Origin of the sequence: Nocardia sp. NPDC059195 (genome assembly GCF_042754695.1) — a bacterium.
Lineage (GTDB): Bacteria > Actinomycetota > Actinomycetes > Mycobacteriales > Mycobacteriaceae > Nocardia.
In genome coordinates this window covers 1-24,851 of the sequence record NZ_JBHZBG010000012.1, presented here as the reverse complement: position 1 = coordinate 24,851, position 24,851 = coordinate 1, and the positions used below count along the sequence as shown (strand labels likewise).

The window sequence follows — 24,851 nt, the reverse complement described above, 5'->3', positions numbered from 1 at the left end:
GACGTGAGCGGCAACACCCTGGTTCAGAGGTCCCGAGCCCTGATTTCATCGACACACCACGAGAATCGAAACCCGCTGATCCCGTAGGTCTGTTTGTTGACAGCGACCCCCCACCGCCGGGATTCCGAGCCGACCGGAACGTCACCCGCTAGATCGATCCACTCCACCAGTAGCGTCTCGCCCTCCCCCGCAACCACACTCATCGTGTACCGGTGCCCGACCGCGCGGCAGACGAACGTGGTCCCGGCAGGCGTCGGGGTAACGACCGGATCCACGACTGGTGTACTTCCGTCGCGGGAAATCATCACTGCTCCGTCCGCAACCACGAACGCGACGTAGCGACGACTGTCCTCCGAGCATCGCAGGAAGGCGAACATGCCGATCTGCGGGTAGTGCTCATCGGTACCCCTGGCGATGGTGAACCGAACTTCTTGTGCGTCGAACGTGAATGGATCCACCCATATACCGCCGTACAGACCGGCCGATGACGATAGCCCGCCCTGCGGCGGTTGGGCGATAGCCTGACGAATGGACGGCAATCCCTTCGACAGGCTGTGGCCGGTCCAGGCGATCCAGTTCGGTCCGACGGCCGAGCGATCGAACGTGTCGGTCACGTCGATTCCCGTCCACAGCGCACTGACGACAACCAATGGCATCAGCTCGTCACCCCTCTCAGGCTCGCTTGCAGACCTCGGCCGGCCGGATTGTCCGGTGTCGCGATGACCACCGTGAGCCGATCCCCGACCGCGAGGACCCACGTTCCGGCGATGGTGGTGTCAGTGGCATGGTTTGCGGCGGTGATCGTCGCGGCAGTACCCGCAATCACCGTCCCGTTCCGGCGAAGTTCCACCACCAAATTTCCGGTGCCTGCCGTTTCGCCGCGATAGGTGATCGATGTGACGGTGATGGCACGTTCGATGCGCAGACCTTCGGGAACCACATTTCCGGGACCTGCCGCACGGGTGCCGGAGTGTGACTTGTACGCGATGTCGTAGGCCTGCCCGGCGGCGGTAGGTGGTCTGGCGTCGACCAACCGTGGGTCGGTGTCGGCGATCGTCGCGATCGCCGTGCGGGCCGCCTCGGTGTCGGCTGCGGTGAGTACCGATCGGCCTACTGCGGTCGAGTCTGCGATCTGCACGGCCGGATGGGTGTGTGGAGTTGGTGTTCGAGCGTCGCTGAGCCGCGGATCGTTGCCTGCCACGGCGGTGGACGGGGTAGACCCGATGGTTGGAGGAAAGGTTGCCGGTTTGTCGCCGATCCCGGCCCAGTCCGTTGCGCCGCGGATCACGATGCCCTGCCCGTCGGGTGTCCAACCACCGGCTGCGCCATGGTAGATGTAAAGCAGCCCATCAGCTTTCACGATATACTGGAAGCCTTCGGTCGGTGTCACCGGCAACTGCGTATAGGTCTCGACCTGTCCGTCGATGCGCAAACCTTCGCCGCGAGGACCGACAACGACGGCGTTGCCTGCCGACGCCGGCACCGGCGACACCAGCGTCAGGTCGATCAGCCCCGCTGACCCGACATCAGGATCATTCGGGTCAGGGCCTGGTACGTAGGCTGGGACGTGAAAATTGTATGGTGCCAGCTGGATTCGATCGCCGTCGTAGTCGAGTTCGAACGAGACCCGCCATGTCCAGTCGCTCGGGTTCGTATCGGCGTTCGGTGCGACCAACCGCACACCGCGACGGCCCCGCCAGGTGAGATATCCGAACTCGTCGAGCTGGCATTCGTAATGTTTGGGCAGCTGCACATAGGTTGCCGGATGAGGTTGCGCACCAGCGACGAGGACCTTGGGCGCATCGGCGGTGAAGGTGACGGTCCCGCTCAACGGTGAGAATTCGGGTAGGTCGTCGATGTCGGGCCCGTCTATCGTGTTGGCGAGGAAACGCCCGACGACTTTTCCGTACTCGAGTGGGGGCAGATCGGCCATGGATCCATACCTTTCGACAAGCAATCGCGCGATTAGACGGGCTGCGCGCGCACGATGATCTGGGCGTTGTTGGTGGCGACCGTGTACCGCGCGGTGCCGACGATTCGCCGCACCAGGATGTACAACACGATCGTCCGATTCGCTGGCACGACACCGACTGTCGAATCGGGGCTGATCGGGTACTGGAACTCCGAGGCGACCAGGCCGCTGCCGATTCCGGGAATGGTGGTGCCGTGACCACGTGCGACCAGTTCACCGTCGACGCCGTCGATACGAACCTCGATATTGCATTTGGATTCGCCCCGCGCGCCCTCCGTGGTGACCGCGAGATAACCGGACACGAGCGGCCGCCACGACATCGGCTGACCTGGAATCGTCATGGACGCCAGCACTTTGACCTGATCGCTCAGATGCGAGCCTCCGACCATCTGCCCCTGCCCGATAGCCCATGGACCGGCAAGACGAGGACCTGGGCGAGGTACGAACTTGTCGAGTGCAGCGTCCCAGGCGAGCACGTAGTCCTGGCCGAGTGGGCGTGTCGAGTCGACGAGAACGTCCGCAGCATCCTGGATCCGACCGGCCACACCGAGGTCACCGGGATCACCAGTTTCCCCCCGAGGGAAGGTGATTTCCACTCGTTGTCCGGGTGCGGCACCGGTGACTTGTGCGGCGGCCGACGAGCTCGTCGGACCGGCGACCCCAGATCCGGTCAACCGGTTCGGCGGTCCTTTGTGTCCCGGGTTTGCGAACGCGTTGGCGAAGCCGATGAATTCGAGTCCGGTCCAGACGTAGACGGCGTCTTCCGCGACCACTCGCCAGGCTTTGCGGGCATCGGAGGTGGTGAGGCCGAGTGCCCGCAAGGCGGCGGGATCGGCGATGTCGCCCTGCCACAGCCATGGCCATGCCGCTTCGCCTTCTTCGCCGGGGGGACCCGCTGGGCCCTCCCGCAATTCGACGAGTGCCTCGCGATCGACCAGTTCCATCGGGTTGACCGTGTACGGGAGGCCGATCGAGTCGCCGACGCCACGCATCGTGACCAGGATGTCGGCGGTGAACGCGGGTGGTCGAGGATCGGTCATTGTGGCTCCTCTGTCCCTGCGGTGATGATCAGCGCCGGGTCGAGCGCGGGCGCGTTCGGCAGATCAACCGGCCGAGCCCAGCAGCTGATCTGAGCGCCGGGCAGGTAGTAGTTGTAGTTCGAGCTGCCCGCGTTGCGTCTGAGGACGACTACCAGCACCGCGGCCTGGCCGGCAGGTATGACGCCCACCGAATCGGTTGGTGTGCACCGGGTTCCGAAGTAGGGCATCAGATCACAGTGTCCGTCGATCCCCGCGGGCAGACCGGACCCCTGCGCGACGATCTGCCCGCTGTCAGATCCGATCCGGACCTCGGCGTCGATACGCGTGACATAGGTCGTAGCGCCTTCGGTGGTTTGCACGAGAACGCCGCCGGCAACAATCGGCGACCAATCCGTGTCCTGCGCTGGAATAGTCAGCCTGGCAACCGTATTCGGCGATGTTCCGATGTTCGCTTGCGAAGCTGAGAATCCAGCGCCACCGTCCCAGGCACGGCCCTCCATGATCGACCATGGTCCCCGCAACCCTGGATACGGTCGCGAGGTCCATTTGTTGACTGTCTGGTCCCACACCGGCACCGCTCCCTCGACCAGTGGTAGGTCGAGGTAGTCGGGCGCTTCGCGGATCGGCCCGGGACCGCCTGGTTCACCTTTTCGGCCCTTCACTCCTCGGGGCACTGTCAGGTCGAGAATGAGATCAGGTGGCACGCCGGTGATCGTCGCCTGCAGCTCGGAACCGACCGGTCCGGTCTCGACGTTGCCGAGGCGAACAGTGCAGGGTCCACCATCGGGTCCAGCGGCACCGAACGCGTCGGTGAACGTATCGAAACTCGAGCCGTTCCAGTACACCAACGTGTTCGCCGACAACACTCGCCAGGCCTTGCCGGCCTGTCCTGGGCCCAGTCCGGCAGACAGCGCCGACAGCGCGGATTGATCGGCGATATCGCCTTCCCAGCGAAACGCCCGGCCTGGTTCTCCCGGCAGGCCGGCAGTGCCCGGTATGCCGGTCATCAATTCGAGCGAGCCGTCGGCTGGGGTGGCATGTAGAGACTGGACGACACCGGTGGCGCCGACACCTTCATCGATTCCCCGAATTAGCGCCGTGTCGAAATACTTTCCTACAGTGGACATGTCACCTCCATCAGATGGGCTGGGCGTAGACGACCAGCGATGCCCGCGCCCGCTTGTAGCCGATCGTCGCGGTCCCGTTTCCGACCCGCTCGACTGCCACCAGCAGGTCCACCGATTGGCCAGCCGGGATCGTCGCGTAGGTCGAGGTGGGCGACAGCGTGACCGTGGATTGCTCGTCGCGAAAGGTCGACACGATCGGCATGTAGAGGTAGACCCCTGCCGATCCGACCGCACTCGCGACAACCTGTCCCTGTGAGTGGTGCATCCTCACGACCGCCTGGGAGTACTGAGAACCGCTGTTCGCGGAGAAGGTCGACAGGTGTCCCTGCACAACAGGTCGCCAAATGAATGGCTGAGGGGGAATCGTGAACGTCGCCGCGATGATCTGAGCGGCCGTGGACTCCTGGTCTGCGGCGAAGTCGCCCTCGACCCATGACCAAGGACCGGCTCCCATCGGGGCGGGCATGGCACGGAATTTGCCGCCGGCACGGGAAAATCCGAAAACACCGCCGTGCGATGGACCCGATGCAGTGTCGAAGTCGGGTGACTCCGAAATTGCGCCGGACGTGCCCGGGAGCCCTTTGGGCCCTTGAAGGCCCGCGGGCACTGTCACTTCGAGCTGCTGTTCGGCACCCGCGCCGATGAAATCAACCGCTGCGGTGGTCAAGTTCTCGCTGTACACCGTGCGGATGCTGGTGATCGTGTTGGCGTCGGCGACCGGGCCATGTGGGCCGACGGCCCCGGCCGAGTGCTTCCACTCAGTGCCGGTCCAGACGTCCATCCCGTTGTCGTCCAGCCGATGCCACCACCGTCCTCGGTCCAGCAAGCCGAGGCCAGGGGGCCGTGCCGCGACGTCGGGTATCTCGCCCATCTTCTCGAATGTGGTGTGGGGTCGGCCGCGTTGCCCCCGCTCACCGCGCGGACCAGAGGGCAGAGCCAAACCGGCCACTTCCTCCGAGACCGTCACATGCGCAGTGAGTATGGGTAGTCCGTCGACATCGGACTCTCGGTCCACAGCCACCCGTGCGGGAAAACTGATGTCCGCCATAGAATTCTCCTCTCGGGATTCGGCTAGAAGATCAGCAGATCGAGGTCCGCGCCCACGTCGGTCGACAGATCTTTGATCGAGTGCGCTACGCGGGCCAGCCGCTGCCACGCCTTGACGATCGAGTCCTCTTCATCGGTGCCGTCGCCGACCGTGATCTCCCACTGGGCGGCTGTTTGGCGGTTGTCGATGAAGGTCAGTTCGGTGACGTAGTCGGTGAATACGTATCCGCCGAGGACGAACCCGATCTGGTCACCCAGCTCGTAGTCTTTGCCCAACGTGTACGGGGCGTGGTCTTCGACGGTCACCTTGTGACTCGTGTAGCCCCGGGTGACATGCAGCCCCTGCCTGGCAGCAACCAGACCGTCGAGATTGAACGCTTTGTCGCTGCCGGTGATGTACAGCTCTCGAAAGGCATACGGTCCGGCGCGCCGGACACGGTTTGTGTCCCGGTAGACCATCCACGCCAGAAAGACGTCGTTGAGCTGACCTTGGTAGAGCGATCCCAGCCCGATCAGCGACAGCAGGTCCTTGATGACGATGTTGATGCCGGCATTCACCCAGCCTGGCGACCTGCCGCCGACGATGATGTCGGTGGCCGTTGGTTTGTGCAGCGCCACCTCTGACGGCCCGATCCCGGAGTATTCCCCTTCGAAGTACCACACCCACGGGAAGTTCCGGTGGGTGCCGAATCTGCCCGGTTGGCCGTAGATCGCCTCATATTCGGAGGTTGAATCGAAGTTCGGATACCGAATAGGTGTGGTTCCGTCGTCGGCGAATTCTTCTATCCAGGAATGGATTCCATCCAGCAAGGTGCCGGTGGGGCCGGTGACGCCGGACTTGTCCACAGTCTCGAGAACGACCGTCGGCCGGTCCAGGTAGAACCAGTCCGGTGCCGGCTGTTGGTCTTCGCCCGCTAGGAAGAACCGAGCAGTGAGGATGACGCCGGAGTCGTCCAGCATGGGTTGGAAGAGTTTGTCTGCCATGTCGAATCGCGCCGACGCGGCGCTCCATCGGCTGGTGTCGGTCAGCGGATTCACCGGTACCACCGCGATCGGGAACAGTGAGTTCCCGATATTGCGCCAGTCGCGCGATGGGTCGTCCAACGATCCGGCACCCAGTCCTTGTAGCCGGATCAGATTCGCGGTCAGGTATGTGGTGATCAGGGTGCGGACCGGCCCGAGCAGGATCATGTGTCGCGGGAACTGGACGAGGATGGGCGCGAAAGGATTTGCCCAGCAACAGATCGTTGCGATGTGGTTCCAGCAGTGGATGGCCTCGATGTCGACGGTCTCGACACCGTTCTCGTCGCGCACAATCGATGCCTTGGTGATGTAACCGTCCCAGCGGAAACTCTTGGTGTTCACCGTGATCGGGATCGTCGCGTCTTCAGCATCGGGATTGTTGAACAGATGGTCGAAGTGGACCATGTCCTTCGGGCAGATCATCTTGAGCCCGCCGGCTGCGTTGCGCGGGTAGGTGAACTCCAACGACAGGTAGCTGTGTTCCTCCCCGACCTCAACCATGTTCTTGTCCCAGTACCGAACCAAGATGTCCTGGTCACGAACCTGTGCGTGCTCTGTCTGAGTCGCCACGTCCATCCGCCGAGATTCGGTGTCCGGGTCCCATCCAGGCGCGCTCATCAAAACGGCCTCGATGATCGAGGCGTGACCGCGACGATAATGCTCGACTGCGCTGTGCCTGCATCGACCAGCACGGTGATGTCGGTGGAGCTCCACCGTGGCAGCGGCGCCAACCAGCGCCGCCCGGCCAGTTGTGCCCACACATTGCGACCGACAGGATCTGCCGACGAGTACACGCGAGCTGTTCGGCGCCGCGGATGTGTGTCGATCCGCAGTGTCTCGCCCTCCTGCAGCACGGGTGTCTGCACCAGCCGTGGCGGCTCTGCTGTGGTCAGGTCTTGGATCGACCAGCGACCTGGACCGTTCATGGTGTACCGCGGCCAGGCAGGCTGATCCGCCGCGTTCCGGGCGCGCACTATCCCTTGTCCGGAGCCGGACGTGTTGTTCCACACCGCGATTTCGTCGAACTGGTGCTCCAGCGGATCCATCGCCGTCGCCGACATCTTGTAGGCGATGCGAGCGTTGAGTGCCGGATCGACGTCACCGATCGGCTGAGGTGCGGACTCGAGCTGCGCCTGCTGAAATCGCCAGCCTTGATGGCGGGTGAAGTATCCGACTGTTACCGGTAGGTCGGTGGACCAGCCCCGGAACCACGCGTCGTGTACGGCGTGGAAGTCTCGGATCGGTTCGGAGCAGCCGTCTTTCGCGGAGATGAGTACCAGGAAGTCCCAGTCCTTCTTCGACCGGACGGACCGCAGGAAAGTCGCGCCATCCTGCCTGGCACCTTCGGAAATCAGCAGCTGTGTCGGCGCGAACATGTGCCCGGACTGATTCGACAACCGAACGCCTTCACGCCCGGCGTTCGCTCCGGACAGATGCCAGACTCGCCCGTTCACGTCCCACACAACAAGTTTCGTCGCGTGTCTTTCCAGAAGTTGGTGCATTATCGACCGAGCCCTCCCCCGCGTTGCTGTGCCAGCACACGGCGTCGACGCACCCGTTCGACCGCAATCGCGGCACTCTTCGGGTCCATTCCGTTGAAGTTGTAGATATCGCCTCGCGCGGTCCGCCCGCCGGGGCTGTTGGCCAGATCGACCAACCCGAAACCGCTTCCGATCACTTCTTTCGCTGTTTGACCGGCGTAGTCGACGGCCTGTTCGATCGGCTTCATCACGATCTGGGCCGCCTGCGACCCCAACAGCGACCCCACGATCGGCGCGAGCGGTCCCGCTGGTCCCAACGCGGGCGCCAACGCAGCTCCCAGTGCGGTCCCGATATCACCGCCCGCCTTCTGCGCCAGTCCCGCAATGCCGCCATTGATACCGCCGAGAAGACCGGCCCCGCGCATCGATCCGAAATCCGGACCCACGGAACCGGGACCACCGAAGGACGTAGCGATCCCGCCCAACCAGGAACCAGCGAGGACACCCATCTTCTCGCCGAGGTCAGGTCCGGATCCACCAGCAGGACCTAGTACTGGTCCGATAGCCGCGCCGATATCGCGCCCCAACGCACCACCTGCCGTTGTGACGCTGCTCGCCAAATCCTCACCGCCAACGACACCTGGCAGTTCGAGCGTTCTCGCAGGCGACGTCGGGCCCGATCCACTGCCGGTGTATCCCAGCAGCGCATTTTTGAACAGACCCGCGGTGCTCGATGATGCCGCCGCAGCTGCCGGTAAGGCACCGAGCGAGCCCGAGCTTTGCTGACCCGTGCCCGAGGTGAGGGCCGAGCTTAACCCGACTCCCGCCTGGTCGCCGACATTCAGTGCAGCGTTGCCGACCAGGTTCAATACGCCGGCGACCTGGCCGAGTACATCGAGCGCATCGCGAAATGCCGCCACCAAGACTGCCGTGCCGAACGACTGGTCAACAATCGAGTTCGGTAGCGACCACGCCTCGGGGGCGCCCGTTGCCGCCGGATCCGATTCTGGTCCCTGCCATGGTGTTCCGCTGGTCGGTGGACCGACCAGACCGGAATCGAGGCGCCCGTTGTTCATCGCCGCCAGAAGTTCTGGCCAGCTCATCGCTGCCAGCCGCTCGCGGCCGGCATCCATGTCGTCTGCCACTATCCGCTCCAATCGAGAAATTCATTCATCCGATCGATACTCACGGCGGTCCCGATCCTCTCGCGACCGGATTTCACTCCTGGTCGGGGGACGGGATCTGGTCGTCCGCGTCCGTGTCGAGCGTCCTCGGTTTTCGCCCACACCAGCCACCGCAGCGAGTCCACCATGTCCGCGAGTAGGTGCTGGTTCAGTTGCCAATGCTGTCCGCTCGGGTCCAGCGCACGCGACAACGCGGAGCCGCTGGGCAGCCACTTGATGATCGCCCTGAGGTCCCGCCAGCTGAGAACGTCGGATCCCAGGTGGCGCAGCCGTAGTCCGTGGGCGATAATGTCGTACTCGATTGCCTCGCCATGCTCTTCGACCAGAGCATCGAGGCTCAGGATTCCCCCAGGCTGACCCCTGAATGGACGCGCCACGCTTCGAGTAAAGTCCGGTACTCGTCGGGATCCATGTCATCCACCGCCGCAAGAGCTTCCGCCGACAGCGACAACTCGAGCAATGTATACATCGCGTCGACCTCACCCATCCGGCGGATTCGTCGAACCAACCCGGGCTTGAGGTAGGACAGCGACGGTAGCTGAACGTCCACCCCACCGACCCGGTAGATGAAGTCGTCCTTGATACTGATCTGCTCGCCGAGCCTCGTCGGCGTTTTCGGAATAGTCATGCTGCACAGACCCTTTCAGAGAGATGGAACAGGTTTGGACCTCAAAGATGGGGCCCAGCGGCGGCGGGCGGGCCTGCGCAATAGGGTGGACCCGCCGCCGACTGGGGGCTTATCAAGCGGCCGGGATGCCGTCGTCGAGGTAGCGGTAGGCCTTCACGCCGACGTCGTCTTTGAACGCCTCGACGGTCACTGTGAAGCCGACGAGATCCCGGGCGACGAACTTGTTCTCGGTGATCGAGGAGATCTTGGCGTTGGGCAACACGATCCGCAGCTTCTTCTCCTCGGTCTTCATGTCGAATACCCATGACCGGTGTGGGAGGACCGAACCGGTCTCTTCGACGGTGACGAGTGTCCCGGTGGATGCCGTCGGCGCGGTGATGGTGAGGTTCTCGTGTCCGAAAACCTCACCGAGAACGTCCTTGTCCCACACCGCGTAGAGGGTGAGGCCGAATCGTACGGAGTGCTCGGTCTGCAACTGGGCGATGATGTCGGCGTTCCAGTCCTTCACCGACTGGACTCGCCGTTCCCCCTTGGACTCGATGCCGTCTTCGGAGACATACCCCAGCGCTGTGAACCCTGGATCGATGGTCGTCGATGCCGAGGCTGGCAGCAGTGTGCCGAGCGGACCGGACAAGACGCCGCCGGTCACGGCGATATTGGGAGTGCCCGCACCGATGTACTTGCTGGTTGGCAGAGCCATGTGAATATTCCCTTCGGGGTGTTTGCGCAGGCCCGGGGGAATTTCGAGTATTCAGTTATGCTGCTCCCGTTAGGGAGTCATGCAAGGACGGTGCCTCGCACATACAGGTCGGCGAGCAGCACATACCTCGGTGCCGCTGTCGCCGGATCGGATTCGTTCTCCACGCCGGCGTCGTCGATGTGGTCGCACCACACCGGGCCGATGTAACCGGGCGCGGCCGCCGTCAGAATCGAGCGCACGACAGCGAGAAGCTCGGCGGCGGTACCTGCGGCGTCGCTGCACTCGAAGCGCACTCGTGGACGATCGAGGATCAATCTCGTGCCGCGCCGCCCAAAACGGTCTTCCTTGTCCTGGCGACGTTCCCGATCGTCTCGAACAACCCGAACCATCCGAGGCGGAGCCGGATCAGGAACCTGCGTAACGACTTTCGCTGGATCGGAAGCGGCAGCCAACTCGACCGTCAAATGATCGACAAGACTTCTCTCGACATCCGCGAAAACTATTCTTTCGAGCATCGCCTTCTCCTTCGCTAATATTCACAGATGAAAATTTAGTGACACCAATAGTCAGCGAAATGCTCCGCAGACGACGACCAGCCTCCGAGCGTCGAGTAGCGAGTCAACCTCGGCTCTATATCGCCCGTTGGCGCCGCTTCTATCGACTTGATCGCGCACGACCAAGGACGGCATAAGAAACCCTTTGACTAACCCTCAGATTCTCATGATTCGACGCGTTGCACAGGGCTGGAATTGAGTTCGTCAACCGCTAAAACTGGTCAACAGCCTCCGCAAGAGCAGATCGCCGCCTCCAGGTCGGGTGCCGATCATTCCGCTCCGTCGATCGCCGTTCTCATTAACCGTTGCGCAAAGATCAACGCCTCCCGAAGTGTCGCGAAGACGTGGTCATAACCGGAACAAAATCCCTACTCGAAATACACAGACACTCCCCATTCGTTCCATTTGAATGCCCCCTCGATCATGCCGAAATGCTCACCAGATAGCAAATCAACCATTATCACTCCCGAGGGAAACTCTCGAATAGTCACCGATATCGGCTCTTCAAAATAGCTACGAATCTCAGTTTCAACTTCTTTTGTGTAGTTACTCAACGACACGCCCTTTTCGCTAATACACGACGGTGCCATTTTTCTTCAATATCATCAGTCGAACCATCTGCATTGATATGAATCAATGCTTGCTTCATTTCGATATCGAGTCCGCCTTCGGCATTTTGGAGGATATGACCCTCCACGGAGGGTACACCGTCCATTCGGAACATCAGCGAAATACTTCGTAGCCCACGGTCGGCCCTCTATTTGGCCATGCCCAACCACCGATCGCCTTGCGACGGCGGCTTATCATTGAGATCAGTCCTTACGAGAAACCACCCAAGGGCGCCAAACCCGCTCGTAGTCGGAGTACACGGTGACGCCTTCGGAAAAGTCGCGAATTCCACGACCGGGAAGGTATGCGGCCACAAGAAGATCTAGACCATTGGTTAGTATCAATGGAACATCCGGTCGCGCCATATTCACTGAATCGAATACTTGCCGCCCACACTCCTTCTGTGCGCGCCTCTCGGTACATCTGACCCCTAATACCACACTGTATGCGTCGATCGCTTCAGGGGTTGCCTCGACATCATCTGGATATGAATAAGAATTACGGAAGAAATCTCCAAAAACCTCGCCAAATTTGGGATCCGGCGCGAACCAAACCCGCACTCGGGCCCCATCCTCCACCTTTCCCGCATAACCACCAAGGAGTTCGCCCACAATCTCCGCCTCAAGTTCCGGAGAATTGTCAGTATAGAAGAAGACCAATTCGCTGTCCGACATGTCAACCTACTTTCCAAAGGTTATGATTGACCCATCCCCCAGGATAACATGGAGCGTGCTTGGCAGGCGTCCACCCGGTTGCCCTTTAGCCCTGGCGTAAGCCCGCTGCGCTTCCTCTCGCGTCGTTCCGACCTTCCTCCCATCAACGACCAATCCATCATTAGGGCCGAGCTGGTCAGTGTCCGTCATATTCTTCTTGAGCGCGTTGTTGCTGCCGCTATCCAACGTCTTGAAGTCGACGATCATACCCGGATCATCTGGTCCTTTTCGAATCATTGCATCCGGGTTCTTAACATCCGGTTTGACTGGACGCTGATCAATTCGCCAACCTTCAGCCTCTAAACGATCCGCGATATCGCGCTCCTTTGGCAGGAACTCACTCTTGGGATCGTGCACACCAGACTTGAAGTCGCGACCAAGGGAGTCATGATCAAAGGCCGGATCTTGTAGCTTAGGAGCTTCGGGCGGTTTCCTCTTTCCTTTCCCGAACAGCCCTCCCAGGATTTCCTTGCCCTTGGCAACCGCACCATCGACTGCCTTGCCGACGCCCTCGGCTGCCTTGCCAACAGCACCGCCGACCGAGTCAGCCAGGCCCACAATGGCTTTGCCGATTGCGGCGGGATCCTTCACCACCATCTCGGCAAGCTTCAGGATCACCTTCCCACCAACAGTGAAGATGCTCTTCACCAAGAACAGATCACTGACCGCCAACAACGAGTTGACGATCCCCCAACCCCACTGACCGTTCTGGAAGTTGTGGATCGCCGCCTTCGCTGACCCATAGACCGGAATCAGGCTCTCCACGAACGACGGCTCACCGACCCCCGATTCCTTCGACTCGGCATTCGCCGGCGGCCGATCCGCTTCGACCGGCGGCGGCTGGTCAGCCTCTTGCGGCCGTGGTTCCGGCAACGTATGCGGCGCCGAATCCTGCGGCGGCCCAAACTCATCAGGCACCGGCTGTTCCGGCGCAGCCGGAGCAGTACCGGGATCGCTCGGCGCCACCGGGAGGAGATCAGCATCTACCGGCGGTGCAGACTGCCCGCCCTCGGAACCATCGACACGATCACCAGGTGTCGCCTGCTGGGGTTGCGGGTTCGCATGCTGCAGATCCCCTGGCGCATCATCGGCGGTGCCCGGAACCGGGACCGGGTAATAGTAATGCCACCGACCGTCTGGATCGACCCAGATATAGACGTCCTTGCCGTCCTCCCAGCGAGGATGATCTCCATCCCACTCCACATCATGACCAGGAGGATTCTCGATCCACCGATCACTCGGCGGCGGACCACCCTGCCCAGAACCACCCGCGCCGTTCCCGCCACCGGGACCGGGCGCGGCTTGCGGACCTCCACCCGAGGCGCCACCACCCGGGTCCTGCTGCTCCTGATACAGCAGATAATCCAGATCCGGCCCCGCCTCCATCGGAACCGAAGGACGACTCGGGGCGATATCGCCCGGAGCGCCGTACTGCTCATCGGTGGGCGGAGCCACGATCCCGGGATCAATATTCCGCGAATCACCCGGGCCTTTCGTGCCATAACCGGCCATCTGCGCGTCATCGGACTCAGGCGGCGCCGGCCGCGGAGGAACAACCATCGCCACGGGCTGAACGACAGTTCCCGACGACAGGAACTCATCCACCATCAAACGACGATCCTGCACCCGCTCGACTATGCGAGCCGCAGATACCGGATTCATCCCACCGTATGAATAGACACCCCCGCCCCCGACCACGGAATCCGATGCCCCACCATCGAATTCGTCGACCGCGACACCACTCGCAGTCAAACGTTCCCACGCGACCGCACGCTCAGCAACCCACGACGGCACCGAGCCATCATCTGGATTAACCGCCATCAGGAGCACCCCCACATCGGACGCACAGCGCACCGAATGGGGGTGTGCTGAAGGAAATTCCAGATCATTCAGAGCAGAGAATCTTCCGCAGCCGGACCGGAATACTACTGTTCTCCGCGAGCCTGCACAATTCGGTGCCGCAACTGGTCAGCTAGGTCGGCATAGGCTTCGGTTTTCGATCGTGCTTCGCAGGCAAGTCCGCGGGGATGTGTTGCGTACCAGATGCCGTCGTCGGATTGTGCGACCTTGATGTCGGCCAGGTCGTAGTAGTCCTCCGGAGACGGAGTCGGCCATTGGCCGTCGTCGTCCTTCACAACATGCATTCCGGTGTCGAATGCCCCCGGCTGTCCGCCCGGAGTCGGTGTCCATCGAATCTCTTCGAGCTCGGGATGCAGTCGTACGCCACGCATCACGAGGTACTCGGCGATCCGTGTGGCCTGCTTGATGGTGGTGACTGTCGCTTCCGCAAGCTTGCGCCCTTCCGGGCTACGCCACTCCGGAAGGTGTAGAACCGCGAGCTCGTCCGCCAAGATCTTTGCCAATGGATCAAGGCCTGTGGGTTCGCGGGACTCAGCACCCTGTCCGGTCAGCACTTGCTGAAGAAAGTCGATGAATTCCGGCGTCACCTGCTGTCCCGTAGCCGTTTTGACGTACTCTGCTGGCTGATGAGTGCCGAAGCGTACCGATTCAACAACTTCTCTGTCAGACATGAACACCCGCCTTTGTTGAGACCGAGCCACCGTTTGGCATCTCGTGTGGGTAGGTTTCGCGGAAACTTTCGGCTGCGCGGGAAGGTGGCGTGCCTCCGCACGACATATGAAAAAGCCCAATCCCTGTAGCGGAATTGGGCTCAAGCAATATTGGGAATGTCTGGCTGGTTACACAATTAGTTTGGGGTGGAGTCGTCAGCAGCGATCCGTTGTGCCAATCGTAGCGCCGATCATCGCTCACTGCAACCAAATCCCGACATTCCTACGTTCGCGACTTCAGCCGACCTGCGACACGAAAAACCGCCACTAGCAACAGCTTTGGGCAGCGGTTGTCAGTAGCGGTTTCTGGTGCCAACGATAGCGCCGGGAGCTTGATCACGCAAGCATCAAGCCCGTTTCTACACAGAGCCCGCTACGCCTTCGGGACGCCTCCCGAAGCCAATACGAGCACGTCACCGAGGCGATACACCGCGACGTCGGCAGCACTGAGCCTGTCGTTGGTGGTTCGAATCCCGTTGGGTCCGTGGTGCTGCCAACCGCGAACCTCTAGTCGATGTTGCCGGGCCCAGCGGTACAAAGTCGACCGCGGCACCGGTGCACCGACGCCGTCCAACACGCGCAACAGATCCGCCAGCGGCCAGAGCTGATCCTCGGCCGTGGATCGCGCTATCGCCTCGATCTGTTCCACCTCGTGCCACGAATCGCAGCGCCGGCACCGCACCCGCTTGGCGATTCGTTCGGCGCGTAGGTCATGTCGGCACTGCAAGCCGTCGGCCAGAACTGTCGGGCATGGCCCCACGTAACGTTGCGCAACCGGACGATCGATCGACGAACTCAGCCGTTCAAGGGCGCCGGAGAGCTCAGCCATGAGTTGACCGGCGGAGGGGTGGCTGCGCAGCGCCATCGGCTGACATGCCATCCAGACTACGGTCTGTTCGAGTGGACTGGCCTCGGTGAGTGACAGTGCGGCCCGATCGCGTGTATCGCCGCGATTGTTGTGAACGAGCTGGATCAGCCCTGGTCTCCCGAGCGGCACAGTGGCATCCAGATACGCGGCAAGAACATTCGCCCAGGTGGCTATCACCTTCTCGACTTCGGCGAGCGCACCATCGCCGTGCATGCGGATTCCGCGCCCGGTCGCGCGAACCGGCAAGGGCACATTCGCCGATTTCCCGCCGATACGTTGCGCTTGCAAGCGATCCAGTCTCGACCGGGCGATAGTCAGGTCGGTGAGCAGACCGGGCAAGCAGAGCAGGGCTTGCACGACCGCGTCGCCGCATGTGGCGCACACCGTCAATCGATCGGGGACCGGTCGAGCACAGTGAGTACACGTGGTTGACAGGTGCTGGGCGTGGTTCGAATGAAATGCCATGGCGCAGAGATCCTCTCGACTGACAGCGTGAATCCCCCACCAGGCTAACCCCCAAATGGTCGCTCTGACACCCCGAACAGTCGCTTGCTGGTCCAGATCTGACGCAGAACCTGTGGTGGTGCGCTTGCATAGGACCGCATTCGGTCCTCAGAATGGAACACATGAATAAATCCAACGACCTGGTGAACATTCAGGTCGACGCGGCGGAAGAAGCCAAGCGAGTAAACCTCGCCCTGGCCGCCACGCTGCGAGGACTGCGCGCCAGACGCCGGATGACCCAAGAAGCCCTGGCCGATGCCGCGAACATGAACAAGAAGACGGTCCAGCGCCTCGAGGCGGGCGAGCGGGCGATGACCATCAACCAGCTCTATCGGCTCTCCCGGGCGCTAGGAGTCAAGCCCAGCGAGTTCGTCACCGACATCGAGTCCGAAATCGGCATCCAGTAGCTCCCCAGGCACTTCCCCTCGTAGACGCGCTTCGACGACGAAGGTCGCCACCGTCATCTGCCGCCAGTCGGCCGTCACCCGAATCGACGGCCACGCCAAATCTCCACCCTCATCACACAATTCGAGCCCCGCCCTTCTGGTACGAACCCTTCCGATGTTGGCGCCGCCTTCGATGGTAGGCGAGACCGTGACCAATTTCGAGGAATGTTTGCCCCGATATTGCCTGGGCCTCCGGAGTTGTTGCCAGCGGCGCCAGTGGGGACTCGAGACCCTGACCGGCACATTCGCGGATCGATGCCCTCCCGGTGATCGGGAGAACCGCCCCACGACCACCGGAGCCGGGCCTACCGTCGAGCGCAATTCGAGGAGGAAACAGTGGTGGACTGGAACGACGAGGTCGATGTGCTGGTCGCGGGGTCGGGTGGCGGCCTGGCGGGCGCTTACACCGCCGCGCGTGAGGGACTCAGCGTCGCGGTGGTCGAGGCGACCGACAAGTTCGGCGGCACGACGGCGTATTCGGGCGGCGGCGGGGTGTGGTTCCCGTGCAACCCGGTGCTGGAGCGGGCGGGCACCGACGACACCATCGACGACGCGCTGACGTACTACCGCGCCGTAGTCGGTGACCGCACCCCGGACGAGTTGCAGCAGACCTACGTCCGGCGAGGTCGCGATCTCATCGAATACCTGGAAGCCGACGACCATTTCGCGTTCACGATGCTGCCGTGGCCGGACTACTTCGGTAAGGCGCCCAAGGCCCGCCTCGACGGTCAACGCCACATCATGCCGACGCCGCTCCCGGCCGCCGAGCTGGGCCCGCTGCGCGACTCGCTGCGCGGACCCCTCGACACCGATCGGCTCGGCGCTCCCCTGCCGGATCTGCTCATCGGCGGTCAGGCGCTGATCGGGCGGATGCTGCGGGCGATCTCCAGCTACCCGCACGCGCAGCTGCACCTGGACTCGCCGCTGGTGGAACTGGTGGTCGAAGACGGCGTGGTGACCGGCGCGATCGTCGAACGCGACGGCGCCGGATTCGCGATCCGCGCGCGGCGGGGCGTGATCCTCGCGGCGGGCGGTTTCGAGCAGAACGACGAACTGCGCAAGCACTACGGTGTGCCCGGCGAGGCACGAGACACCATGGGGCCCTGGGGAAATCAAGGCAAGGCGCACATGGCGGGCATCGAGGCTGGCGCCGACACCGATCTGATGGATCAGGCGTGGTGGTCGCCCGGACTGACCCATCCCGATGGGCGTTCGGCGTTCGCGCTGTGGTTCACCGGCGGGATCTTCGTCGATCAGGACGGCCATCGCTTCGTCAACGAGTCGGCGCCCTACGACCGGCTCGGTCGCGATGTCATCCGGCAGATGCGCGAGCGTGGGCTGACCTTGCCGTTCTGGATGATCTACGACGACAAAGAAGGCGAGGTGCCGCCGATCAAGGCCACCAACGTCTCGATGGTCGAGACCGAGAAGTACGTCGAGGCGGGGCTGTGGCACACCGCCGACACCCTCGGCGAGCTGGCCGCGAAGATCGGCGTGCCCGCGGCGAATCTGGAAGCCACCGTCGAGCGGTTCAACACGATGGTCGCCGCCGGTGTCGATCCCGATTTCGGGCGCGGCGACGAGGCCTACGACCGGGCCGTCACCAACGGCGAACCGCCGCTGGTGACCATCGACAAGGGCCCGTACCACGCGGCGGCGTTCGGCATCTCCGATCTGGGCACCAAGGGCGGCCTGCGCACCGACAGCGCGGCGCGCGTGCTCGGCCGCGACGGCGAACCGATCCCCGGCCTCTACGCCGCGGGCAACACGATGGCCGCGGTAAGCGGCGAGGTGTACCCCGGCGGCGGCAATCCGATCGGCGCGTCCATGCTGTTCAGCCACCTCGCCGTCCGGCACATCCTCGGCGAATGACCCACCCATGTCCCCTCCCGCTGGTCGGGAGAGAAAGGGACACCCGGCCACCGAATGTGGTTCGGTTCACTTACTCATCCTTTCTACTTTTCAGGAGCGACACGATGGCTTCAGCGGACGACATTCGGGCGACGGTGCGCAAATACGTGGAGGCCGTCGGCAGCGGTACGGCCGCCGACGTCGTCGCCCTCTACCGCGAGGACGCGACGGTGGAGGACCCGGTCGGCAGCGAACCGTACGTCGGCCACGCCGCGATCACGAAGTTCTACGAGAACATCGAGCCGCTGGAACGTTCGACCGAGCTGTTCTCCCTCCGCGTCGCGGGTGACAGCGCCGCGTTCAGCTTCCGGGTGGTCACCAAGTTCGGTGAGCAGACCTTCACCCTCGATCCGATCGATGTCATGACTTTCGACGAGGACGCCCGCATCGTGAGCATGCGCGCGTTCTGGTCCCAGGACGACATGGTCGTCGGCTGAGACGACGATGACTGCTACCGAACAACAGTGGGACCATGAGGTCGGCTTCCTCGTGGTCGGCAGCGGCGCGGGCGGGTTGACCGGCGCGCTCGCCGCCGCCGATCGCGGGCTGGACACCCTCGTCATCGAGAAGGCTTCGGTGTACGGGGGCAGCACCGCGCTGTCGGGCGGTGGCATCTGGGTACCCAACAATCCGGTGCTGCTGCGCGAGGGCCTCGGCGATTCCCGCGCCGAGGTGCGCGCCTATCTCGACGCGGTCGTCGGTGACCGGGTGCCGACGAAGAACCTCGACGCGTTCATCGACGAGGGCCCGCGCATGCTCGCCTTCCTCGAGACCAGCCCGCACCTGCGTTTCCAGTGGTGCACCGGCTATTCCGACTATCACCCCGAAGCGCCGGGCGGGCGAGCGGCGGGTCGGTCCATCGAGCCGCTGCCGGTCGACCTCAAACAGCTCGGCGCGGACGAGGAGCTACTGCGTCCCGCCGCGCTCGCGACACCGCCGGGACTGTTCATCACCTCCAAGGACTTCGTCCAGCTCAATATGGTGACCCGCACCTGGCGGGCACGCTGGACCGCGCTGCTGACCGGTCTGCGGGCGGTCAAGGCGATCGTGTTGCGCAGGCACATGGACACGCTCGGCCGGGCGCTGATCGCTCGGTTGCGGCTGGCCGTGCGCGATGCCGGGGTACCGCTGTGGCTCGACACCCCGCTGCGCTCGCTGATCACCGACGACACCGGCGCGGTGCTCGGTGTCCTCGCCGAACGCGACGGCCGGGAGATCCGGATCAGGGCGCGCGACGGTGTGCTGCTGGCCACCGGCGGGTTCGAGTTCAACCAGGCCATGCGCAAGGACTACCTGCCCGAGGGCGGGCGCGACAATTTCAGCGCGGCATCGGCGGACAACACCGGCGACGGCATCGTCGCGGGCGAAAATGTCGGCGCGGCAGTCGATCTCATGGATGACGCGTGGTGGATGCCGTCGTTCCAGCGCCCGGAGGGCATCAATCAGGTGCTGGTGTCGGAACGGTCGATCCCGCGCTCGATCATCGTCGACAGCACAGGCGAGCGCTTCACCAACGAAGCTTCCCCGTATGTGACGTTCGTGCATGCCCAGCTCGCGGGCGGCCACGATCCGGCCTGGCTGATCTTCGACGCGAAAGCCAAGAGCCGCTACCCCATCGGCGGCATCGTGCCCGGCCAGAAGTTCCCGTCCTCGTGGCTGACGACCGGCCTGATGCGGACCGCGCCCGACATCGAGGGACTCGCCGCCGCGATCGGCGTCCCGGTCGACAGTTTGCGCGACACCGTCGGGCGCTTCAACGGTTTCGCGCGCGACGGGCACGACGCGGACTTCGGCCGCGGTGTCAGCGCCTACGACAACTACTACGGCGATCCGACCCTGGCGACGCCCGCGCTCGATGTCATCGACAAGGGCCCGTACTACGCGTTGCGGGTACGGATCGGCGACCTCGGCACCAAGGGCGGGCTGGTCTACAACGCCGATGCCCAGGTGCTGCGCGCCGACGGCTCGCCCATTCCCGGCCTCTACGCCACCGGCAATACCGCCGCCGCGGTGATGGGCAACGACTACGCCGGTGCGGGCGCGACGATCGGCCCGGCCATGGTGTTCGGCTACATCGGCGCGCGTCACGCTGCGGGCGAGCGGTAAGGCGGGCGGCCATGCAACCCGTCGAATGCGCTACCTGTGGCAACAAGGTGCTGGCAGAGAAGTTCAGTCCGAGCCACACCAGCATCCAGTGGCTCGACGACGCCGAGTCCGCGTGCCCCGAGTTCGCTCGGCGCGCGGCCCTCGGTGAACACAGCAGCTGGATCCCCACCTGCCCCGCCCTGCGCGATTCCGTCGAGAATGCCGTCCGCGCAGGCGTATTGGCGACCGATCAGCTCCGCCACGAACCGGTTCCCGGCCGACTCGGCTGACACCCACGACCAGGAGAGAACCCATGAACAGACTCGACAACCACCGGACGCTGGTCACCGGCACCGAGATCCGCATCGACGGAGGTACCCACGCATGACCGACCTGAGCTACGAGGGCACCCTGCGCGAGATCACCACCGACGCAGGCGTCTTGCGCTACCACGAAGCGGGCGAGGGACTGCCGCTGCTGCTCCTGCACGGATCGGGGCCCGGTGTCACCGGGTGGCGCAACTTCCGCGGCAACCTCGCCTTCTTCGCGCAACGATTCCGTTGTCTCGTCCTGGAATTCCCCGGTTTCGGGGTGAGCGACGACTTCGGCGGACATCCGATGATCACCGCGCTGGATTCGGTGGTCCGTTTCGTCGACGCGCTCGGCCTCGACAGCGTCGACATCATCGGCAACTCGATGGGTGGCGGGGTGGCGCTCAACTACGCCATCGCCCACCCGGAGCGGGTCGGCAAGCTGGTGACGATCGGTGGCATCGGCCGCAACCTCTTCAGCCCCGGCCCCGGTGAGGGCATCAAGCTGCTCCAGGAGTTCACCGAGGAACCCACCCGCGAGCGGTTGATCCAGTGGCTGCATTCGATGGTCTACGACCCCGCGATGGTCACCGAGGAATTGATCGAGGAGCGCTGGATCCAGGCCACCGATCCCGCGACCCTCGACAGTGCCCGCAGGATGTACAGCAAGGCCGCGTTCGCGATGATGATCAAGGCGATGGAGGCCTCCGACGCACCGCCGCCGTGGGCGATGCTGCACAAGGTGGCTGCCCCGACGCTGATCACCTGGGGCCGCGACGACCGGGTGAGCCCCCTGGATATGGCGCTGATCCCGATGCGCACGATCCCGCGCGCCGAACTGCACGTGTTCCCGAACTGCGGGCACTGGGCGATGATCGAACGCAAGGACGAATTCGAGTCGGCCGTCCTGGCTTTCCTCACCCGCAAGGACGGCACGCGCTGCCCCGGAGGTAGTGGAGCCTGCCTCAGCCCACCGCCGCGGTGACCGCGTCGTCGCTGATGTCGATCAGGCGACGGCGCGCCCGCGGATCCACGGCCTGTGCGTGCGGACTGCTCTGCCTTGTGCCGTTGAAATACCCCTGTCACCTGCGACAGGCCCGGATCGCAGATCAGCCGAAGGGCTGCGTCCGCACCTTCGGCGACAGTGCTGATCGGCGTAACGCCGGATTCCACCACCATGAGGGTGGCCGGGTGCAGAGCGTTCACGTCCGGGCAGCCGCCATACCGCTGCGGACTATGACCCTGCGGCGCGTGCGGCGCGGCGGGACAGAGCGGCGAAGGCGTCACGCAGCGCGTCGGGGCCGATGACCTCGATCTCGGTGTCGAAACGCGCCAGCGTCGCGGCGAGCGCGGCCCAGGACCAGGACCCGGTCAGCAGTCTGGTTCGGGCGGGGCCGAGTTCCTCGACGATTCCGTCGCCGACGAACGGGGCCACCTGTGCGGCAGGCAGGCCCAGGACCACCTCGCCGCGACAGGGCCAGATGTTCGCGCTGCCGGAGCCTTTGAACCGGGCAGACAGGAACGCGGCGACGTCGTCACCCGGCACCTGCCGGGGGGCGAAGCGCGGCCCGTTGGGGACGCGCAGCGCCATCCGATCGGCACGATAGATCCGCCAATCCTGCCGCTCGGGATCCCATCCGATCAGGTACCAGCGTCCGCCCCGGACCACGAGGTGGTGCGGCTGCACCCGCCGCGCAGGCCGCATCCCGGGATCTTGCGCGCCTACCGCCGACAGGTAGTCGAACCGCACCTCCTCCGCGGACCGGACGGCGGCGCTCAGTGCGAGCAGAACGGCGGTGTCTACCTGGGGATCGGCACCACGCCCGGCCGTTTCGACCGCGGTCACGTCGAGGGCGTCGACGCGCTGTCGTAGCCGGAGCGGCAGGACCTGCCGCACAGTCGCCACAGCGCGTGCGGCGGCCTCTTCGATACCCGCTCCGGTCCCCACCGCGATCCGCAACGCCACCGCGAGCGCGACCGCCTGCTCATCGTCGAACAGCAACGGCGGCAACTCGCTGCCCGCCTCGAGCCGATAGCCACCCGCCGGCCCTTTGACCGCCTGGACGGGGTAACCGAGCTCGCGCAGCCGATCGACGTCGCGGCGAACCGTGCGTTCGCTCACCGCCAGCCGCTGGGCGAGCAGCGTTCCCGGCCAGTCACGACGGACCTGCAGCAACGACAGCAGCGAGAGCAGGCGGCGGGAGGTCCCCCTCGAAGACTCGATCGGCATGGTCACCAGGCTGCCACGAATAGCGGACGTTCCCTGACCGGTACTGTTGTGAGAGTGGCGTTGTCGCCGGAACCCTCCGGCGGCGACATCACCTCCGAAGGGACCCGATCACCATGTCGGTCAACGCTGTCGCCCACTTGAACTTCCACGGTCAAGCCCGTGCTGCCCTGGAGTTCTACCAGTCGGTTTTCGGCGGGCAGACCACCATCGCCACCTACGGCGATTTCGGGATGCCCGCCGAGTCGCCCGACGCGACCAAGGTGGTGTTCGGCCAGGTCATCGCCGACAACGGCTTCCAGGTCATGGCCTACGACGTGCCCGGAGCGGACGCACCCCTCGCTCAGGGAGCGCCCACTACCCGCAGGGAGAACGGCACCACTCTCACCACGGAACCGTTCTTCCTCTCCGTCCGCGGCGACACCGTCGACGAGGTCGGCGCACTGTGGGAGCGCCTCGCGGACGAGGCAAGCGTCATCGAGGAATTCGGCCCTGCCCAGTGGGCGCCCGGGTTCGGGATGCTGCGCGATCGCTTCGGCATCACGTGGATCCTCGACGTCGCGGCCGAGTACACCCAGGGCTAGCGCTGAGTGCTGCCCGCGTCGATGGGCAGCGTCACGGCGGTGATGTAGCGGCCCTCGTCCGAGGCGAGGAACAGGGCGGCATTGGCGATGTCGATCGGTTCGACCCACGGGATGGGCAGCATGTTCATCGTCACCGCCGCCTCGGCGAATTCCTCGCGGGTGGGATGTTCGCGGTCGGGCCGGAACACCTTGCGCACCATGTCGTTCTGGATCATCGGGGTGTCGACATTGGTCGGATGCACCGAGTTCACCCGGACATGGTGCGGGGCGAGCTCTTTCGCGAGCGAGCGCATCAGGCCCACCACCCCGTGTTTGGCGGCGGTGTAGTGCGCGACGCCGACCAGCCCGCGCAGTCCGGCGATCGAGCTGGTCAGGACCATCGCACCGCCGCCGCGAGCGATCAGGTGCGGCGCGGCGGCCTTGGATGTCTGCCACACACCGGTCAGATTGACGTCGATCATCGTCTGCCACTGCTGTTCGGTCAGTTCCAGTGCGCCACCACTGGAACTGATTCCCGCGGTGGCGCAGACGATGTCGAGGCCGCCCAGCGCCTCGACGCCCGCGTCGACCGCGGCCCGCAGCGCCGCACCGTCGCGGACATCGACGGTCGCGGCGACGATCCGCGCGCCGGTCGCCTCGACCGCGCGCACGGTCTCGGCGAGGTCGTCGTGCGTCGCCCCCGGCGACACCACGGTCTCGACCGGCCCGCAGATGTCCACCGCGATGATGTCGGCGCCTTCCTCGGCCAGCCGGATGGCCTGTGCGCGGCCGATGCCGCGCGCCGCGCCGGTGATCAGCGCGATCTTGCCCGAAACCCGTCCCATGTCACACCTTCTGAGTAAGTCCGGCATCCACCACGAGCTGGATCCCCGTCACGTAACGGGACTCGTCGGATGCGAGGAAGAGCACGGCATTGCTGACGTCGACCGGATCCACCCACGGCACGGGGAGAATCGTGCGACGGGCCAGCGCCTCCGCCGCGTCCTGCTGAGTCGGATTCGGCAGGTCGGGGCGCACTTTGGCGTACACAGCGTCGTTGAGGATCATCGGCGTGGCGACCGAGCCGGGATGCACCGTGTTCACCCGGATCCCGCGCGGGCCGAGCTCGTTGGCCAGGGTGCGGGCCAGTCCGACCACGGCGTGCTTGCTCGCCGAGTAGTGGGCGGCGGCCGCCCCCCCCCAGCGCCCCGTGGTGGTGCTGAAAATAAACACCCAGGCCCCCCCCGGCCCGGCCGCCCAGCCCCCCCCCCCCGTGTGGCACCAGCGG

At 64.2% G+C, this 24,851-nt stretch carries 27 protein-coding genes; 7 read left to right on the top strand and 20 right to left on the bottom strand.

The annotated features are described in order from the left end of the window. Positions 1-23: 23 nt before the first annotated feature. From ACFXKN_RS17250 to ACFXKN_RS17170, 17 genes are all read right to left on the bottom strand, one after another. Positions 24-656 carry a hypothetical protein gene (locus ACFXKN_RS17250; RefSeq protein ID WP_378951517.1) on the bottom strand — a complete coding sequence of 211 codons (633 nt, stop codon included), beginning with the start codon at positions 654-656 and terminating at the stop codon, positions 24-26. Then, positions 656-1,933, bottom strand: coding sequence for a hypothetical protein (locus ACFXKN_RS17245; protein ID WP_378951520.1), 1,278 nt, complete (start codon positions 1,931-1,933; stop codon positions 656-658). Before ACFXKN_RS17245 ends, ACFXKN_RS17250 begins: the two co-directional genes overlap by 1 nt. Before the next feature lie 32 nt (positions 1,934-1,965). Next, positions 1,966-3,012 (bottom strand): hypothetical protein, encoded by a 1,047-nt coding sequence (locus tag ACFXKN_RS17240; protein WP_378951523.1) that lies wholly within the window; start codon positions 3,010-3,012, stop codon positions 1,966-1,968. Next, positions 3,009-4,139, bottom strand: a complete 1,131-nt coding sequence (locus tag ACFXKN_RS17235; RefSeq protein ID WP_378951526.1) for a hypothetical protein — start codon at positions 4,137-4,139, stop codon at positions 3,009-3,011. Before ACFXKN_RS17235 ends, ACFXKN_RS17240 begins: the two co-directional genes overlap by 4 nt. Before the next feature lie 10 nt (positions 4,140-4,149). Continuing rightward, entirely contained in the window at positions 4,150-5,187 is a 1,038-nt protein-coding gene (locus tag ACFXKN_RS17230; protein WP_378951529.1) for a hypothetical protein, read from the bottom strand. A 23-nt stretch (positions 5,188-5,210) separates the two neighbouring features. Beyond that, positions 5,211-6,785: a phage tail protein gene (locus ACFXKN_RS17225; protein ID WP_378951532.1), complete on the bottom strand. Its 1,575-nt coding sequence runs from the start codon at positions 6,783-6,785 to the stop codon at positions 5,211-5,213. 41 nt (positions 6,786-6,826) lie between these two features. Then, the gene (locus tag ACFXKN_RS17220; protein ID WP_378951535.1) at positions 6,827-7,606 is read right to left on the bottom strand and encodes a phage tail protein; all 780 of its coding nucleotides are present in this window, start codon (positions 7,604-7,606) and stop codon (positions 6,827-6,829) included. A 104-nt stretch (positions 7,607-7,710) separates the two neighbouring features. Continuing rightward, the gene (locus ACFXKN_RS17215; RefSeq protein ID WP_378951538.1) at positions 7,711-8,835 is read right to left on the bottom strand and encodes a hypothetical protein; all 1,125 of its coding nucleotides are present in this window, start codon (positions 8,833-8,835) and stop codon (positions 7,711-7,713) included. Continuing rightward, on the bottom strand, positions 8,835-9,251 hold the full coding sequence (locus ACFXKN_RS17210) for a DUF5361 domain-containing protein (protein ID WP_378951541.1): 417 nt from the start codon (positions 9,249-9,251) through the stop codon (positions 8,835-8,837). The genes ACFXKN_RS17215 and ACFXKN_RS17210 overlap by 1 nt, the downstream gene beginning before the upstream one ends. Next, on the bottom strand, positions 9,212-9,502 hold the full coding sequence (locus ACFXKN_RS17205; protein WP_378951544.1) for a hypothetical protein: 291 nt from the start codon (positions 9,500-9,502) through the stop codon (positions 9,212-9,214). Before ACFXKN_RS17205 ends, ACFXKN_RS17210 begins: the two co-directional genes overlap by 40 nt. A gap of 112 nt (positions 9,503-9,614) precedes the next feature. After that, complete coding sequence (locus tag ACFXKN_RS17200) at positions 9,615-10,202, bottom strand: hypothetical protein (protein WP_378951547.1); 588 nt, start codon at positions 10,200-10,202, stop codon at positions 9,615-9,617. Positions 10,203-10,279: 77 nt separating this feature from the next. Next, positions 10,280-10,495 carry a hypothetical protein gene (locus ACFXKN_RS17195; protein WP_378951550.1) on the bottom strand — a complete coding sequence of 72 codons (216 nt, stop codon included), beginning with the start codon at positions 10,493-10,495 and terminating at the stop codon, positions 10,280-10,282. Between the two features lie 811 nt (positions 10,496-11,306). After that, the gene (locus ACFXKN_RS17190) at positions 11,307-11,480 is read right to left on the bottom strand and encodes a hypothetical protein (protein ID WP_378951553.1); all 174 of its coding nucleotides are present in this window, start codon (positions 11,478-11,480) and stop codon (positions 11,307-11,309) included. Positions 11,481-11,568: 88 nt separating this feature from the next. After that, positions 11,569-12,039: a hypothetical protein gene (locus ACFXKN_RS17185; protein ID WP_378951556.1), complete on the bottom strand. Its 471-nt coding sequence runs from the start codon at positions 12,037-12,039 to the stop codon at positions 11,569-11,571. A gap of 6 nt (positions 12,040-12,045) precedes the next feature. Further along, positions 12,046-13,740, bottom strand: a complete 1,695-nt coding sequence (locus tag ACFXKN_RS17180) for a hypothetical protein (protein ID WP_379433355.1) — start codon at positions 13,738-13,740, stop codon at positions 12,046-12,048. 263 nt (positions 13,741-14,003) lie between these two features. Further along, a complete protein-coding gene (locus tag ACFXKN_RS17175; RefSeq protein WP_378951563.1) occupies positions 14,004-14,609 on the bottom strand; it encodes a hypothetical protein in 606 nt (201 codons plus the stop codon). Between the two features lie 412 nt (positions 14,610-15,021). Further along, complete coding sequence (locus ACFXKN_RS17170; protein WP_378951566.1) at positions 15,022-15,900, bottom strand: hypothetical protein; 879 nt, start codon at positions 15,898-15,900, stop codon at positions 15,022-15,024. 242 nt (positions 15,901-16,142) lie between these two features. On the opposite strand from ACFXKN_RS17170, the gene ACFXKN_RS17165 reads away from it, so the two are divergent. The 6 genes from ACFXKN_RS17165 (at position 16,143) to ACFXKN_RS17140 (ending at position 21,758) form a co-directional block, all read left to right on the top strand. Continuing rightward, positions 16,143-16,427, top strand: a complete 285-nt coding sequence (locus ACFXKN_RS17165) for a helix-turn-helix domain-containing protein (protein WP_378951569.1) — start codon at positions 16,143-16,145, stop codon at positions 16,425-16,427. Between the two features lie 375 nt (positions 16,428-16,802). Then, the gene (locus ACFXKN_RS17160) at positions 16,803-18,338 is read left to right on the top strand and encodes an FAD-binding protein (RefSeq protein WP_378951572.1); all 1,536 of its coding nucleotides are present in this window, start codon (positions 16,803-16,805) and stop codon (positions 18,336-18,338) included. Positions 18,339-18,442: 104 nt separating this feature from the next. After that, positions 18,443-18,814, top strand: coding sequence for a nuclear transport factor 2 family protein (locus tag ACFXKN_RS17155; RefSeq protein ID WP_378951575.1), 372 nt, complete (start codon positions 18,443-18,445; stop codon positions 18,812-18,814). Positions 18,815-18,821: 7 nt separating this feature from the next. Beyond that, the gene (locus ACFXKN_RS17150) at positions 18,822-20,483 is read left to right on the top strand and encodes an FAD-dependent oxidoreductase (RefSeq protein WP_378951578.1); all 1,662 of its coding nucleotides are present in this window, start codon (positions 18,822-18,824) and stop codon (positions 20,481-20,483) included. A gap of 11 nt (positions 20,484-20,494) precedes the next feature. Then, positions 20,495-20,752, top strand: a complete 258-nt coding sequence (locus ACFXKN_RS17145; RefSeq protein ID WP_378951581.1) for a hypothetical protein — start codon at positions 20,495-20,497, stop codon at positions 20,750-20,752. A gap of 94 nt (positions 20,753-20,846) precedes the next feature. Further along, positions 20,847-21,758 carry an alpha/beta fold hydrolase gene (locus tag ACFXKN_RS17140; protein ID WP_378951584.1) on the top strand — a complete coding sequence of 304 codons (912 nt, stop codon included), beginning with the start codon at positions 20,847-20,849 and terminating at the stop codon, positions 21,756-21,758. A gap of 249 nt (positions 21,759-22,007) precedes the next feature. On the opposite strand, the gene ACFXKN_RS17135 is transcribed toward ACFXKN_RS17140, so the two are convergent. Then, complete coding sequence (locus ACFXKN_RS17135; RefSeq protein WP_378951587.1) at positions 22,008-23,003, bottom strand: helix-turn-helix transcriptional regulator; 996 nt, start codon at positions 23,001-23,003, stop codon at positions 22,008-22,010. A 113-nt stretch (positions 23,004-23,116) separates the two neighbouring features. On the opposite strand from ACFXKN_RS17135, the gene ACFXKN_RS17130 reads away from it, so the two are divergent. Continuing rightward, a complete protein-coding gene (locus ACFXKN_RS17130; RefSeq protein ID WP_378951590.1) occupies positions 23,117-23,584 on the top strand; it encodes a VOC family protein in 468 nt (155 codons plus the stop codon). Here ACFXKN_RS17130 and ACFXKN_RS17125 read toward each other — a convergent pair. Both ACFXKN_RS17125 and ACFXKN_RS17120 read right to left on the bottom strand, forming a co-directional pair. After that, positions 23,581-24,408, bottom strand: a complete 828-nt coding sequence (locus ACFXKN_RS17125; protein ID WP_378951593.1) for a mycofactocin-coupled SDR family oxidoreductase — start codon at positions 24,406-24,408, stop codon at positions 23,581-23,583. The genes ACFXKN_RS17130 and ACFXKN_RS17125 overlap by 4 nt on opposite strands. A 1-nt stretch (position 24,409) precedes the next feature. Further along, positions 24,410-24,851, bottom strand: a 442-nt coding sequence (locus ACFXKN_RS17120; protein ID WP_379433354.1) for an SDR family oxidoreductase, incomplete at its 5' end; no start/stop codon positions are given.

Excerpts from the sequence above, each read along its gene's own strand:
- ACFXKN_RS17250 (WP_378951517.1), bottom strand. The coding sequence starts at position 656 with ATGCCATTGGTTGTCGTCAGTGCGCTGTGGACGGGAATCGACGTGACC.
- ACFXKN_RS17245 (WP_378951520.1), bottom strand. The coding sequence starts at position 1,933 with ATGGCCGATCTGCCCCCACTCGAGTACGGAAAAGTCGTCGGGCGTTTC.
- ACFXKN_RS17240 (WP_378951523.1), bottom strand. The coding sequence starts at position 3,012 with ATGACCGATCCTCGACCACCCGCGTTCACCGCCGACATCCTGGTCACG.
- ACFXKN_RS17235 (WP_378951526.1), bottom strand. The coding sequence starts at position 4,139 with ATGTCCACTGTAGGAAAGTATTTCGACACGGCGCTAATTCGGGGAATC.
- ACFXKN_RS17230 (WP_378951529.1), bottom strand. The coding sequence starts at position 5,187 with ATGGCGGACATCAGTTTTCCCGCACGGGTGGCTGTGGACCGAGAGTCC.
- ACFXKN_RS17225 (WP_378951532.1), bottom strand. The coding sequence starts at position 6,785 with ATGGACGTGGCGACTCAGACAGAGCACGCACAGGTTCGTGACCAGGAC.
- ACFXKN_RS17205 (WP_378951544.1), bottom strand. The coding sequence starts at position 9,502 with ATGACTATTCCGAAAACGCCGACGAGGCTCGGCGAGCAGATCAGTATC.
- ACFXKN_RS17200 (WP_378951547.1), bottom strand. The coding sequence starts at position 10,202 with ATGGCTCTGCCAACCAGCAAGTACATCGGTGCGGGCACTCCCAATATC.
- ACFXKN_RS17190 (WP_378951553.1), bottom strand. The coding sequence starts at position 11,480 with ATGTTCCGAATGGACGGTGTACCCTCCGTGGAGGGTCATATCCTCCAA.
- ACFXKN_RS17185 (WP_378951556.1), bottom strand. The coding sequence starts at position 12,039 with ATGTCGGACAGCGAATTGGTCTTCTTCTATACTGACAATTCTCCGGAA.
- ACFXKN_RS17180 (WP_379433355.1), bottom strand. The coding sequence starts at position 13,740 with ATGAATCCGGTATCTGCGGCTCGCATAGTCGAGCGGGTGCAGGATCGT.
- ACFXKN_RS17175 (WP_378951563.1), bottom strand. The coding sequence starts at position 14,609 with ATGTCTGACAGAGAAGTTGTTGAATCGGTACGCTTCGGCACTCATCAG.
- ACFXKN_RS17165 (WP_378951569.1), top strand. The coding sequence starts at position 16,143 with ATGAATAAATCCAACGACCTGGTGAACATTCAGGTCGACGCGGCGGAA.
- ACFXKN_RS17155 (WP_378951575.1), top strand. The coding sequence starts at position 18,443 with ATGGCTTCAGCGGACGACATTCGGGCGACGGTGCGCAAATACGTGGAG.
- ACFXKN_RS17150 (WP_378951578.1), top strand. The coding sequence starts at position 18,822 with ATGACTGCTACCGAACAACAGTGGGACCATGAGGTCGGCTTCCTCGTG.
- ACFXKN_RS17145 (WP_378951581.1), top strand. The coding sequence starts at position 20,495 with ATGCAACCCGTCGAATGCGCTACCTGTGGCAACAAGGTGCTGGCAGAG.
- ACFXKN_RS17140 (WP_378951584.1), top strand. The coding sequence starts at position 20,847 with ATGACCGACCTGAGCTACGAGGGCACCCTGCGCGAGATCACCACCGAC.
- ACFXKN_RS17135 (WP_378951587.1), bottom strand. The coding sequence starts at position 23,003 with ATGCCGATCGAGTCTTCGAGGGGGACCTCCCGCCGCCTGCTCTCGCTG.
- ACFXKN_RS17130 (WP_378951590.1), top strand. The coding sequence starts at position 23,117 with ATGTCGGTCAACGCTGTCGCCCACTTGAACTTCCACGGTCAAGCCCGT.
- ACFXKN_RS17125 (WP_378951593.1), bottom strand. The coding sequence starts at position 24,408 with ATGGGACGGGTTTCGGGCAAGATCGCGCTGATCACCGGCGCGGCGCGC.